Source organism: Arthrobacter sp. 2RAF6 (genome assembly GCF_052115205.1).
Taxonomy (GTDB): Bacteria; Actinomycetota; Actinomycetes; order Actinomycetales; family Micrococcaceae; genus Arthrobacter.
On sequence record NZ_JBFRGF010000009.1, the window covers coordinates 1 to 13,252 of the forward strand.

A 13,252-nucleotide genomic window follows, 5' to 3' on the forward strand; every position below is an offset into this window, starting at 1 on the left:
ACCACCGCCTCAAACACGGATCCGGATGGACCCCCGCCCCGGCCAGCAAAGACCACCCGCCCGGGTGGACATCACCGACGCAACGGTGCTACGCCAGCGAACACCAGGACTGGGAACCACCCCGCTGGCCACCCCACACCCCGACCACCCAGACCGACACGGAGACCGACACCCCACCGGACCAAGACCTGCCCACCTATCCCGAACCGGAACCGCCCCCGGATCCCTTCCCGGACTGGCACGCCTTCACGGCCACACACCCCTGGCCCGGCGACGACGCCGACACCGAGGACACCTACGACCCCGGCTGGCCAGACGATCCCGGCGAGCCAGGTTTCGTGAACGACCCCTTCCCGGAATGCGCCGCGTACCAAGACGCCTGACCGACCAAAACCTTCAAAAAGGGACACAGTCCTGCCGCCCCTGAACGCCCTCATGACGGCGCAGCACAGGCGCGCCTGCTAGTAGGCTCGACCCCACAAGTGATGAGCAGGAGGCTGCGGTGACCGAGACGACCGTGCACGAGATAGTGGCCGAGCTGGCCGCCCTTGAGGACCCGAGAGCCCGCGAGGTGAATGAGAAACACGGTGACGATCACGGTGTGAACCTCGGCAAACTGCGCGCGCTCGCCAAGCGGTTGAAGACGCAGCAGGAACTCGCACACCAGCTCTGGGCGACGGATGACACGGCAGCGAGACTGCTCGCTATCCTGATCTGCCGCCCGAAGGCGTTCGAGCGCCATGAGCTGGACGTCATGTTGCGCCAGGCGCGCACGCCGAAAGTTCACGACTGGCTCGTGAACTACGTGGTGAAGAAGAACCCGCACTGCGAGGAGCTGCGCCTTGCCTGGTTCACCGATCCGGATCCAGTGGTCGCGAGTGCCGGCTGGGCACTGACCACTGAACGCGCGGTCAAGAATCCCGAGGGCCTGGACCTCGCACGACTGCTCGACGTGATCGACAAGGAGATGAAAGACGCACCGGACCGCCTGCAATGGGCCATGAACCACTGTCTGGCCCAGATCGGGATCGAACACACCGAGTATCGCGCCCGCGCTATCGACATCGGTGAGCGCCTGGGGGTGCTCAAGGATTACCCGACTCCCCCGAATTGCACCTCTCCGTTCGCGCCCATCTGGATCACTGAAATGGTGCGCCGACAGGACGGTAAGTAGGAATTGGGGCTGGAAACAACAAAGCTGCGCCCGATGCACCAGCGCGGGCGAACGCAGCGGGAGTCGGACTGGCCCGCGCGCCGGACCGGGCGGGTACGTTCGCTGGCCCGCTTCAAGGAGACGAGCACAACCGAGATCCGAACATCACGGAACGTGGACTTAAAGCCCACTCGGCGACACAAGACGCGCTCGCAGGCCTGCTGGGCAGGCATGGGCATTGGCCGAGCTAGAGGCAGAACACGAGGTGGTCGTCGAATCCCTAACTGAAGACAGTTGCGCCCTTATCGCGGTGGTCGGCGTTCACTCCGCCGGTGGCGGACTGATGCGCACCGTCGCGCGTATCAAGCCTGGGCGCCCATAGTCGTTCGCGCCGGGACCGGCGTTGTCGTCACTAAGGCAGCAGATACGTCGGATCCAGCCCAGCTCTCATGGGTGATGCCTGGGAGCAATATCTCCCACATTTGCTGTATTCGGTCCATGACGTCTTCGCGTCCGGTCAGAACATTCGAAACCATCTGTACCCCGGTGAACGAGGCAACGATGTACCGGGACAGGAACGCCGGATCCACGGATGGACGGATTTGCCCTTCCTGGATGCCTTGCTCGGCAAGACGGCCCATGATGGCTATCCAGTCCTCGTAGGGCCTTTGAACGTCCTGGTCGAACGCCGACGCTTCAAGCGTGAGCCTGATACCGGCCCGGACAACGCCATCCGTCGCCAGCAGTGCCCCAAACGCGCCGCACAGCCGGATGATGGTCTCCAGCGCCGGCGCCTTCTCCGCAAGAATGCGCTCTCCTGTCGCCACCGTGATCGCGTGTTGTTCGTCCAGGACCGCCCGGGCAAGCTCGTCTTTGGACTTAAAGTGGAAGTACATGGCGCCTTTTGTCACCCGGGCTGCTTCAGCGACGAGCGAAACGCTAGCAGTCCCGAAGCCATGCTCTTCGAAGACCAGCGCCGCTCCGGCGATGATCGCCTCCCGCGTTGCCTTTGCGCGATCTTGAAGGACCAACGATGAACCTCAGCTCTGGTCGAAAAACGAGTGGATTGCTACGCCAGCGCCCACAAGACGGTGAGCCGAAGCGGGTGCCGGGGGCATCAGGATTTATAGGAAGCCGCATTCTGCGTGCCTTGAATTCCCAAGCGATACCGCCGTATCGATCCTATCAAGACGGCATTACGACAACGTCGGAGCGTGTGACAATTCCGTCATATATTGCGATTTGCCAAGCCTTTCCGCGGCTCGGGACGGAATCGAGGTTGTGATCAACGGGGTCTCGTATGTCGGCCCTGACGCCGACCTGGCCCGACGGGGTAAGCCCCGAGGCACACGTAACGTTCTCCGAACCTGTGACAGCAGAGTTATCCGACTCAGCCCCACGAAATTGCCGGCTGGAGCCCCGGCTTTTGGCCTCTCAACGGAGGCTTCGCTCTGGCACAGGGGCTATCTGGCGCGATCCTGATCCGCACCAATAAGAATCTGCCAAGCCATGGCGAGGCCGGCAACCCGCCAACCGAAACGCACGAAATATTGCGACAAGTGGACTCATTTAAGAAAACCGGACGTAAGGTTTGTTTTACGGCACTCTCGCACCTTCAATATTGGGAGTCGCTGAGACAACAAGATCATCAGATATCAGACAGGAGAAGTGTCATGAAACGACCGATACAGATCGGTTTACTGGTTCTTGGTTTGGGGGTTGCCTCAGCGGCACCGGCGATGGCTGGCACCATCGTCAACGTCGGGGGCGGCACATGGAGCTATGGAACCTCGTTCCAAGCTCCGTGGTTCAAAAACGTGTGGTCCCACTATGTGAACCCGACGCAGTACCACTCTGCGACGGCCATCGGAGGGCCTCACAACGTCAAGATCTACGCCAACGCTGGTTCGTGGGCCAATGCCGACACCCAGTGCGGGTCCGGGGAAAGCGCAGCCCAGTACTGGAATAACTACTAGGCATTTCCGCCGCGTGGGTGACCGCTGACCACGTAGGGCATCGGGGCGGCTAACGCCTAAGGAATCGGGCTTGGAGCCGGCAACGCATTTGTCTTCTCTCAGGCCCGGTTTCAGTCGGTCACAATGTTCAGCGCCTATCACCCCGGAAGGGTGTTTCCATTCATGAAGTGGGTTCTCGTTGCTTTTCTCGTCCTGTTGTCAGCCGCTGGAGCGGGTGTGTCCTTTGTCGAGGTTGATAACTCCGAGCGGACCGGCATGCAGCAGGCAGCAGCGTCCATCGCACGCCCCTTTGACGTGCCAAGCGATGCAGCTCTCGCTGACCCGGTAGTGGCGCTCAACGCCCTCGAGAAGGCGGCGGATTCGGCCAAGGTAAATGTCTTCCGCACTTCCATTGGTTATAACAGCGATGACAAACCTCAGCTGACCCACTACGTTCTGCTCGCAGCCGAACAGACGCGTTTCTGGAACTCCTTCCGTCTGCGTAGCGGCCACGTGCTGAGTCCTTCCGATACCCGCGAAGCGGGTCCGGTACTCGCTTCACTGGTATCAGAGGATTCACAGCAGGCGGGGGTCCTGGAAGACCTCGGCGGCAATGACCGGGTCTTCATCAGGGGCCTGCGGACAGCGTTTGATTCGCTTCCGGCGGCCGGGGCCTACTACGTGGAATGCAGCACGAGAGCCGCATGTGACGAGTTCACCGCAGCGCTGGCTCAGAACTTCAATGACTTGCTGGGGACGACACGGTGGTCCGCCGCCGGCTTCACAACGACCGCGGCTCCCTTCGGGGGACTTCAAACTAACACCGCTTCCCTGCTGATGGTGCTCGTGTACAGTCTGGTCTTCTTCGTCGTTATTCTCCTGGTGTACCGCCAGCTTTACGAAGCGAAACGGTCCGGGGTACTGAAACTGCACGGCTACAGCACCTTGAGGATCTGGTTCCAGGTTTCCGGATCCCTCGTAACCCTCACGATGGCATTGTCCGGGGCCGTCATAGTCGTGGCATGCCTCTTGGTCCCCGGCAGCACACCACTCTTCCTCGCAGCCGTAACCCTCAGCATTACCAAACTCGCCGGGATCGCAGTGCTGGCCTCGTTATTGACATGCATCTACATCCGAAGGTTGGAGGTCTCTTCTGCCATCAAGAACTGGAAGGAAACAGGGCTCCTTTTCGTTACGAGCACCGTCCTCAAAGCCGCCTTCACTATGCTGCTGGTCGTGACCGCGGCCGGCTTGTGGACCCAATACACCCAGATCCAACAGCAAAGCACCCTTCTCGGTCACTGGCAGTCGACCTCAAAATACGGCATCTACTACCCCACCAGTGTCGGAAATGACCTCATCGATCTCCAAACCGGCCGCTCTGGCCCCACTGAAGCCCAGGTCTATGGCCTCTATTCACCCTTGAACGCGATGGGCTCAGTGTTCATCGACTCCACGAATTTCGAACTGACGGCCTTGGCCAACCCGGTGGAGCCAGGCGGTTTCCGCTCCATGCTTGTCAACCCCAACTACCTCAACGAGTTCCCCATCAGGGCCGCCGACGGGAACCGCACATCAGTGCAGGAGAACGACACCGACTGGGTGGTGTTGGTCCCGGAGTCCTACAGCGACCGCGGCGACGAAATCCTGTCCTACTTCACGGCATCGCGCACCGGAGGCCCTAACCGGCAAGGGGTGGCGCAAGCCGAAAAGGTCGTCTTCGGGCGGGATGTTCCCCCTGCAGTCCAGTCCCAAAAAGTACGTATCGTCTGGACAGCCAACAACCAACGTGTCTTCAGCTTCAACCCCGCAGTTGCCCCAGATGACGGGAATGTCGTCATGGACCCCATCATTCAAGTCATGACCACAGCAAACAGCGCAGGAATCGACCGCAGCAACATGATCACCGGCGCTGCAGGGACGGGTCTGAAGATCAGGCTCAAGGACGCCAGCACCTCCGACACCCAGGCTGAACTCAGCCCCCTGCTCAAAGATCTGAAGCTCGACGACAATCTCCTGCACATGGTCACCATGAACGAATACGCACTCGGCCAAGTGGAATACCTGCAGCAAGGAATCAGGAACATCGCCATCACGGCCGCAGGACTGCTCCTGACAATGCTTGCCCTGGCGTTGCAGTGCCTCACGCTGACCTTCGAGCGGTTTTCCCGCCGCATCGTCGTGCGGCGGCTGTTCGGAATGCCTTTCATCAGTCGCTACCAGGAGTTCCTCACAGTCTTCGCACTTGTCTGGGGAATCCAACTGGCCGGCGCCCTGCTGCTTAATGCCGCCGGCGTCTCCCCCTTCGCCACCGCTACAGCCTCAGGGACGGCCAGCGGCTCCGTCGTAATGGCCACCGCTGGCACCATCCTGGCGCTGGAACTGGTCTTCTCAGCCCTTGCTCTGGCCTTCATCGAGAACAAACGAACAACCGACGTACTGAAAGGCGAGTTCTAGTGAATAACGAACCGATATGCGAGCTGACGAACGTAAGCAAATCCTTCCGTGGTCGGAAGGTCGTCAACAGCCTGAGCCTCACGGTCGGGCGGGGCGAGATGATCGCACTCACTGGCAAAAGCGGTACGGGCAAGTCCACGGTGTTGAACATGATCGGACTACTGGATTCGTTCGACTCCGGAGCCGTTTCGCTATTCGGCGGGCCCGCACCAAGAGTCAAATCCAAACAGGCGGAGAAACTCCTGCGGCACCGGCTCGGCTATCTGTTTCAGAACTACGCACTGATCGATGGTGAAACCGCAGATTACAACCTGAGGGTTGCCCAGAAGTACGCACGGACTCCCCGCAGCGAGCGCGCCGACGTTCGCTCGGCCTCCCTTCACCGCACAGGACTGGAAGGTTTTGCCGACCGCAAGGTCTACGAACTCTCGGGCGGGGAGCAGCAAAGGCTCGCGCTGGCACGGCTCATGCTCAAACCCTGCGAGCTCGTACTCGCCGACGAACCTACCGGTTCCCTGGATGCCGAGAACAGGGACCACATCCTGGACATCCTGAACAGCATGCGGAACTACGGAAAAACCATCGTCATCGTCACACACGACAGCGTTGTCGCCAACGCGTGCGACCGCATCGTCAGCCTTGAAGACACCGCTGGAACCAAGCCCATTCAGCAACCAGCTCACGACATCGTCTGAGGTGCCGATACTGTTCGCCAAGTCCCCCACCGACCATCTGGCGGATCTGCCCAAGAAGCTGCTCGCCGCCCGTGGCAACCGAGTCGCTTTCGTCGACCTTTCGCTGTTGGATGACGAAGGGTACGTCCATAACCAGCACCCTCTGCAATGGATTGTCAGCGAAGCTCAGAAGCTGGGCTTGCTGCTGATCCCGCTCGTCAGTCCCGAGAGCTCTCCCGCTCTCCTGGATGCCGCAAAAGCGCTCCACACCGCCAATAGTCGCGGTATAGGCATCCGCCTGACAACCAACGACTGGCCCGGGATCAACGCGGCGGAATCCACGAGGCTTATGGCTGCGGTGGGCGTCACCCACAGGGATGTTGACCTGTTCCTGGATTTCGAGGCCAAAGTCGATGCGCTGGTTGTCGCGGCAGTTCAGAACGAAATGCATGCAGCGCCGTCTGTTGGCTGGCGTCCCATTACGACCGGCGGCCATTCCTGGCCGAAGGACCTGCCGACCGGTCAGGGTGCGTTCGTTCTCCCCCGAGCAGAGCTGGACCAGTACACCACCAGCTATCGCGGACTGAAAGGCACCGGCACACGGTTGCCGGACTTCTTTGACTACTTGGTCGCCAACCCCGAAGCCATCTTGCACATCGACCCCAAACTGCTGACCATCAGCGCCACGTTCCGGTGCACCGCTGAGCCCAGCTGGGTTTTCGTCCGCGGCGGGCTCTACAAGGCATCAGGTGGCAAAGGCAAGGGCGGCGCATCCGTTGCCTCGGCGCTGAAGACCCTCATCAAGCACCCGCTGTACGGGACCCCGATCCGGACCAAGACCGAAACCTGGATCGAGGCTGCCGCGTCCGGAGGACCGTCAGGCAACCCCATGACGTGGCGTCGGAGCAAAGCCAGGACGGCGGAGCCCAGGGCCACGTTTGTCGTGCGAAACAAAGGTGGCGTCTACTCCGCGCCCGGCAAATGAATGCCGGGCGCCCAGGGCACAAGAGGCTTGAACTCTCCCTGATTGACCCAAGTCAGCCGCCCAGAAGAGAGCCTGAGAGATGTAGATCAATTTGGAAGAACTTCCAACAAGGAATCGGCGGGATCTAGCGGAGGCACGTGGCTGCGAGCCAGGTCATCGCGGCCTCCCTAATTGGAAGTTTGTGGCCCCGGTTCCCTAAGTTCTTTCCGAATCGGTCAGGTGCAGTTCCGACGCGAAAAACACGCCGCCTATGCTGTGCAGGTTGTTGTGATCGCTTCAGGGACGCATTGAAGAAAGTGCATAACTTGGATGCTCCAGGTGATCAATATGAATCCCATTCCGGCCTCGTTGGTGACCTCGGCTTCCTTGCCCATCGGAGCCGCATCTGTGCTGTAAATACAAAGGCTAATGACTAGACGGGCCTCCGGCAGACCTGTCGGCTTGGCGAAAAGTGACTGAATACTGGGTCGTCCGTCAGGGCGCCGGCGGCATCAACGCAGCGGAAATGATCGAGGCCGGGTACGTAGGTGTTGAATTCGTCGGCATATACGACATCAGGGCACAGCTCGGCGCCGGGCCTGAAGCTTTCCGTGCGACGATGACCAGCATCTACCAGGAGATCAATCCGGGTATGCCGCGAAGTACAGCCTCACTCTGCATGGGCAATCTGCACGCGGCCTGCGAGGCCATCGCCGAGGGCGACATAGTCCTGGCTCCAAAGCCGGGCCGGGCCTACGAGTACGGCAGGGTCAGCGGCGGCTACGAATACCTCCCGGGGACAGACCTGCCCCACCGTCGCCGCGTCGACTGGCAGGGATCCTTCAGCCGCGATGACATGAGCCCCGCTCTCGCCTCGTCAACGAGGTCTCAGATGACGGTGTTCCAGCTGGCCGCCCACAAGGTCGAACTCGCCCAGCTGACCAACCGGGCCGACTCATCCCAGCCCACCGTTGAGGCGCTCGAATCCGAGGTTGAAGAACAGCTCGCGTTCCAAATGGAAAAGCAGCTCGAAGACTTCCTGGTGCACAACTGGCGCAACACCCCTCTGGGCCGGGAGTACGACATATACGAAGTTGACGGCATCGGGGGCCAGCAGTTCCCGACCGACACCGGTCCGCTCGACATCCTCTCTACCAGCAAGGACCGGACCCGGCTGCTCGTCATCGAGCTGAAGCGCGGACGCGCGAGCGACGTCGTAGTCGGACAGACTCAGCGATACATGGGCTTCGTCCAGGACGTCTTGCTTGAACAGGGCCAGAGTGTCGAGGGTCTGATCATCGCCCAGGAGGACGACAAGAAGATCCGCCGCGCGCTCTCAATCGCCCAGAACATCAGGTTCATGCGCTGCAGGGTCGAGTTCCATCTGGAATCCTAAGACCTGATCCGCGCTGTTCAGGCACTCGGAATCGACATCCAGACCCCTGACGGCCGTCCCGCGACATTCATCGCCTCGGCTACCCCTGGGACCGGCCATGGTAACCTTCGCGGAACTCTTACGAAGAAATCAGCCGTTTTGTTCGGAGGTGTGGAACTCGGCAGGAGGGTTGCGAGTCTCCCCCATCCCCCAGGCAACGATGTCAAGAGCCCGTAATGGGAGGATTGTCGGGGCCGTGGCAAGGCTCGCCAGGTGCTGCCATTGTTCGATTTGAGTTGTAAGGTCCTCCTGGACGGCTTCGATCCATACTTTTGCATAGCCTTCCCAGCTTCTTCCCGGGACAAAGGACACTCTGGTCGGCGTGCCCGCTTCGAAGTAGACGCGCTTGATGTTCTTGTCGTAAAGGGGAATGAGTCCGGGGCGCTTTCGATGCAAGACTTTGGAAAGCTTGGTTAGCCCCACCTGCGGAGTCTCAACGGTGTCAAGCACCCCGAAGAGGTTTGCTATCGCAGCAATTGTTTTCTTGTCGGCCCCAATGAGAGAGTGCGAAGTCCCGAGTTTTTCTAGTCGTCTATTCAACTCGGGCAAAAGCTTGTGCAAGGTGTAGTAAGAGGTAATCGGCTTCTGATGAGCGTTCAGGAGCGAAGTGGCCAGCAAGTCCTGCTCCCCGAGTAGCCGCGAGGGGCTGCCCGGATAGCCGTCGTATGCCGGGTAGGACCATCGACCCGAATTGGTCTGCACGTACCGAGCCATCCACTTCTCGGCTTTGCTTGTCTTCACTTCGAGACCGCCCACGGTCAACATTTCGCTCATGCGGAAACTCTAAAATACAATGCGAAATGTGACCGCATTTGATGTCGCCCACATCGATCGGGCAGTTGACGAATCCCTGGCGGCCCTGAAAGTCTGTCAGGCTTCCACGTCGCTATGGCTGAAGGACTTTCCCCGCAATTCCTGCGACCTCGCATCCTTCGTCATAGGCCACGTCCTGCTTGACCGCGACCTGGGCGACTGGACATATGTGAATGGTGCGGCCTCACCGGAGGTCATCCCGAGATCGTGGTTGGGGCCTGCAGGCCACACTTGGCTTGAATTGCGAAGTGGCCCCGCGACACTGTTCTTCATCGATGTCACAGTCAGGCAGTTCAAGCTCTTCGAATTCGCGCCGCTTTCAGGCGTTGGTCACAATTCTGCCGCAGGCACTTTCGTCAATGAGAGGAAAGAGGATCCTGTCAGCAGGATTCCCATCTGGCGGACCTACCCCGTTTATCACGCCGCATTGGCTGAAGTGCGGGCAACGCTCCTTGCAAGGTGATGAATCAGCGTATCCTGCTCTGTGAGATTCCACGAAGTTTCGCTGTGGCCTCTAGTTGAAGCAGGCCTTGACCCGATAGCGCTATGGTCGGCTGCGCTGAACCGCTCGCCCTTGCTGCACAAAGCGGCGAAGAAGATTCTAGACCCACCTCCCGAATCAGGGACGCCATTCAGTGAAACGGGGCCACGAAGGGTGCGCGCCCCGGCGATGCCAATGTTCCAGCCGGACGAGTACATCAGGCCACTGCCAACTGCTTTGAAGGGCCAACCGGATCCGTCCTTTGCGACGCTGGCGGGATTACAGCTTCTACTGCCGTCTGGGGTTGAATTGAGGTGACCTTACCGGCAGGGGGACATTGAGCTGACAGCCGATGCTCAGCCCCTCGCAAACGTATATGGCGATGTTCCAATCGTGGCGGAAGGGAAGGAGGTGGGGCAGGCTGGAATGTCGTTTCCCCAGCGCTACGAGCACGACGCTATCCGTGGTCGGCTGATCAACGGACTGCACATCGTGCTTGTTGAATCGGTTGTAGAAATTTGGTTCCCCGAAAGGGCAGTGATTCATTCGCGCGCCGCGCTAATCGGCACGCATCCCATACCCGATGACGCCCCCTTGTTGACCGATGTTGAGGTTCAAGTGGAAGGACTGGATGCGGTTAGTTCGGAAGGGCCGCTGAAGACTTTCCAGTTACCCACCGCTGTCATGAATGAAACGCGGTATTTGGATTGGTCGTACGGCGCAGTCGGAAACCCCGAGAGTACCAGCACTTGGGAAGATGCCGAGGCCGAGGTTGAGCTTCGCTTCCACAACTCGATGTCGGCCCCCGAACCCTACTTCTTTCGCGTAGCCTTCAGCCCAGTAGTACTCATCCGGTTCACCGCACCGCTTGCTTTCGTGTCAGTTTTCACCGACTGGATTGAACCGCTTCGGCGAATCGTTGCATTATCAACCGGGCGGCAGGGGAAAATAACCTACCTCGCAGTCGGGGTCGCTGGAGGGCAACCTGCAGACGAGCCCAAGTCCGGATTCCAGGTCTACGGCACAGCGATCCACCAAATGCCGTACTCGTCACGCGGAGATGATGTTAGAAAAACGAAAGTCGCTTTCCGCCTCTCGACGACGGGGCTCTCACTCTTGGGCCTTCTCCGACGCTGGCAAGAACTCGACAGTCATCATCATCCTCTGCTGGAGTCTTACGGATCCATGATGTTCGCACCACTTCAACACCCTCGTTCGCGGTTTCTGGTACTTATACAAGCCATCGAAGGACTCCACGGAGCCGAAAATGAGGCTGAATGGGCTGGACGAGTTGAAAGGCATCAGAAATTGCGCGACGAGGTCCTTGTGGAGGGCTCTGGCGTCCTCTGTCAGAAATCCATCAAGTTCTTAAAGTCTTTTTTGATGAAGCAGCCAATCTCAGGTCTCGACGAAAGACTGAAGGCTGTGCTTGAAAGCGTCCCGATTGATGTCAGGCCTCAACTTGAGCAGACCCCAGTTGTCAGGATGGTCCGGGATAGTTGTCCAAAAGATCCAGGTCTGTTGGGCGCCTTGCGAACAATACGCAATGACCTGGCGCATGGAAACCGCGGATACGACGCCGACGATCTTCATGCAATTGTTCGGGTACTTGAGGGCGTCGTCTGGGCTCATTTGCTCCGAGTCTTAGGTTGCCCTGTTGATGCCCAAAAGGACGTGCAAGGGAGATTGTGAATTATGCCTTGTCAGGGGAATAGTGGCCCAATTTGGGATTCGCAGTGGGGTTCTACGCGTCGGACCGCAGCGTCCATGGCCGGAACCGGCCCGATCGCCCGGGCTACGACCGCATGACCAAGGTCCTCCGCGGCGAGGCACTCATACGACTAGAGGATATTTCGGACTCAGAACGACTCCCTGGACATATTTATGGTCCTCGTCCTTAAAGGGCAAACCTCGACTCGAAGACCTCGTTCGGACGCATCTGCAGAATGCGGTAAAGACTAGGGTGGACCGCAAAACTTGGTCGTCGACGCTGAATCCGCTGCGTGCGACCCAGCCTCCACAACTTCAACGGTTGCACCGGCACGAATTCACCGTTCCCTCTACGGACAGGATCAGAGCATGGCCACCCCTTTTACCCGCATCCATCAACATCTCGGCATCGCGCCGGGGCCACTCACCTTTGAACAGGTATGTGAAGCCGCAGAGGGAGGTCTGGAAGAGGCCGAGAACCTCGACTGGAAACGCCAGCTGCCTTCTAAACCGGGCGCCGGCGAATGGAGCGAATTCGTCAAGGATGTGGTGGCCATGGCCAACACCGCCGGTGGCCTACTCGTATACGGAATAACCGACGACGGCGAGCTTGTTGGCGTCGAAGAGCGGGCTGTGGCTCCGGCAAATATCAGATCTCTAACTCAACAGTTGAACAACCGGGTGCGACCTTATGTTGACGGGGTGACGTTTTACGAGCTTAAAGAGTCGGACGGTGAAAGACTACTTCTCATAGTCGACGTTCCCGCCAGCGAGGTGGCTCCGCACTTCATCTATGGAACGGCCGAAAAAGAGAAGAATCAGCGTACGGCTGTGATTCCCGAGAGGATCGGCTCCGACACGATGTGGATGGAGGAACACCAGGTTGCTCACGCCTACCGGGAACGTTTCGGACGCCACGAAGGCTTCTCGAACAGACTTGAGGAGATGCTAGAGTTCGTCACAGATCAGTGCTTTAGGGAAGATCAAGCGCGCGCGTGGCTGGTGATGGCCGCGGCGCCCGCCCGAAAACTCCGTGGCCAGCCCATTATGGACAGGCATAAGGCAACAGATCTGGCGACCGCAGCCCTTAGATCCGGCCTGACTATTCAGAATACGCTCAATCCGTCGGTCGAAGTGCTCAGGTCCTTAGAGTCGGCGGGAAACAATCCAAGGTGCGGGTACAGGCGGTGGGTGATGAGCAATTTCCAAAGCACCGCAGACCAAAATAGCCTCCGGCCGGTTTACCTGGAACAGCACTTCGACGGCTCCTGTGCTTTGGCCGTGGACCTGTCCTGGAAGCTGGCTGAGGCTTCCAAGCCCGACGGTATCTACTTCGCAGCCAACGCTGTCGATGCCGCGGCGGCCGACTTCGTCGGGCTAGTCGGGGCGCTCAGCACCTTCCTTATGAATAACAGCGCTGTTGAAATCAGGGCACGCATGGTCGGACCGACCGCAACAGACAGAAAATTCTCCCCTGTCTGGCGAAACCCGAACGGGGTCACCGGTGAGCCAGACTGGAGCAGAAGGATTCGCCTCACCCAGCTAGCCTCCGTGACGGTCCCTCATCCGGAATAACAGGGTGTGCTAGCCACAGCCGCCTGGGAGGTAGC

At 59.4% G+C, this 13,252-nt stretch carries 11 protein-coding genes and 1 pseudogene; 10 read left to right on the plus strand and 2 right to left on the minus strand.

Annotated features, from left to right (window positions below; translation table 11 throughout):
* Together AB4Z38_RS08855 and AB4Z38_RS08860 are read left to right on the plus strand one after the other, a co-directional pair.
* Positions 1-383 (plus strand): annotated as a pseudogene (locus AB4Z38_RS08855) (HNH endonuclease signature motif containing protein); the annotation flags it as partial.
* A 119-nt stretch (positions 384-502) separates the two neighbouring features.
* Entirely contained in the window at positions 503-1,174 is a 672-nt protein-coding gene (locus AB4Z38_RS08860; RefSeq protein WP_441429361.1) for a DNA alkylation repair protein, read from the plus strand.
* 341 nt (positions 1,175-1,515) lie between these two features.
* Here AB4Z38_RS08860 and AB4Z38_RS08865 read toward each other — a convergent pair whose 3' ends face one another.
* The gene (locus AB4Z38_RS08865) at positions 1,516-2,184 is read right to left on the minus strand and encodes a ScbR family autoregulator-binding transcription factor (RefSeq protein ID WP_441429362.1); all 669 of its coding nucleotides are present in this window, start codon (positions 2,182-2,184) and stop codon (positions 1,516-1,518) included.
* A gap of 642 nt (positions 2,185-2,826) precedes the next feature.
* Between AB4Z38_RS08865 and AB4Z38_RS08870 the strand changes: the two genes are divergently transcribed.
* From AB4Z38_RS08870 to AB4Z38_RS08890, 5 genes are all read left to right on the plus strand, one after another.
* Positions 2,827-3,129 (plus strand): lactococcin 972 family bacteriocin, encoded by a 303-nt coding sequence (locus AB4Z38_RS08870; protein WP_441429363.1) that lies wholly within the window; start codon positions 2,827-2,829, stop codon positions 3,127-3,129.
* 162 nt (positions 3,130-3,291) lie between these two features.
* The gene (locus tag AB4Z38_RS08875; protein WP_441429364.1) at positions 3,292-5,565 is read left to right on the plus strand and encodes a bacteriocin-associated integral membrane family protein; all 2,274 of its coding nucleotides are present in this window, start codon (positions 3,292-3,294) and stop codon (positions 5,563-5,565) included.
* On the plus strand, positions 5,565-6,260 hold the full coding sequence (locus AB4Z38_RS08880) for an ABC transporter ATP-binding protein (RefSeq protein WP_441429365.1): 696 nt from the start codon (positions 5,565-5,567) through the stop codon (positions 6,258-6,260). The genes AB4Z38_RS08875 and AB4Z38_RS08880 overlap by 1 nt, the downstream gene beginning before the upstream one ends.
* A 1-nt stretch (position 6,261) precedes the next feature.
* On the plus strand, positions 6,262-7,224 hold the full coding sequence (locus tag AB4Z38_RS08885; RefSeq protein WP_441429366.1) for a beta family protein: 963 nt from the start codon (positions 6,262-6,264) through the stop codon (positions 7,222-7,224).
* Between the two features lie 451 nt (positions 7,225-7,675).
* On the plus strand, positions 7,676-8,599 hold the full coding sequence (locus AB4Z38_RS08890) for an endonuclease NucS domain-containing protein (RefSeq protein WP_441429367.1): 924 nt from the start codon (positions 7,676-7,678) through the stop codon (positions 8,597-8,599).
* A 129-nt stretch (positions 8,600-8,728) separates the two neighbouring features.
* On the opposite strand, the gene AB4Z38_RS08895 is transcribed toward AB4Z38_RS08890, so the two are convergent.
* Positions 8,729-9,412, minus strand: coding sequence for a DUF6308 family protein (locus tag AB4Z38_RS08895; protein WP_441429368.1), 684 nt, complete (start codon positions 9,410-9,412; stop codon positions 8,729-8,731).
* 28 nt (positions 9,413-9,440) lie between these two features.
* On the opposite strand from AB4Z38_RS08895, the gene AB4Z38_RS08900 reads away from it, so the two are divergent.
* From AB4Z38_RS08900 to AB4Z38_RS08910, 3 genes are all read left to right on the plus strand, one after another.
* Positions 9,441-9,914, plus strand: coding sequence for a hypothetical protein (locus AB4Z38_RS08900; protein ID WP_441429369.1), 474 nt, complete (start codon positions 9,441-9,443; stop codon positions 9,912-9,914).
* Positions 9,915-10,325: 411 nt separating this feature from the next.
* Positions 10,326-11,624 (plus strand): HEPN domain-containing protein, encoded by a 1,299-nt coding sequence (locus AB4Z38_RS08905; RefSeq protein ID WP_441429370.1) that lies wholly within the window; start codon positions 10,326-10,328, stop codon positions 11,622-11,624.
* Positions 11,625-12,011: 387 nt separating this feature from the next.
* Positions 12,012-13,217, plus strand: a complete 1,206-nt coding sequence (locus AB4Z38_RS08910; protein ID WP_441429371.1) for an AlbA family DNA-binding domain-containing protein — start codon at positions 12,012-12,014, stop codon at positions 13,215-13,217.
* The last annotated feature ends 35 nt before the right edge of the window (positions 13,218-13,252 follow it).

Bases quoted from the DNA above. Each gene is read 5' to 3' on its own strand.
- AB4Z38_RS08910 (WP_441429371.1), top strand. From the start codon at position 12,012: ATGGCCACCCCTTTTACCCGCATCCATCAACATCTCGGCATCGCGCCG.
- AB4Z38_RS08875 (WP_441429364.1), top strand. From the start codon at position 3,292: ATGAAGTGGGTTCTCGTTGCTTTTCTCGTCCTGTTGTCAGCCGCTGGA.
- AB4Z38_RS08895 (WP_441429368.1), bottom strand. From the start codon at position 9,412: ATGAGCGAAATGTTGACCGTGGGCGGTCTCGAAGTGAAGACAAGCAAA.
- AB4Z38_RS08870 (WP_441429363.1), top strand. From the start codon at position 2,827: ATGAAACGACCGATACAGATCGGTTTACTGGTTCTTGGTTTGGGGGTT.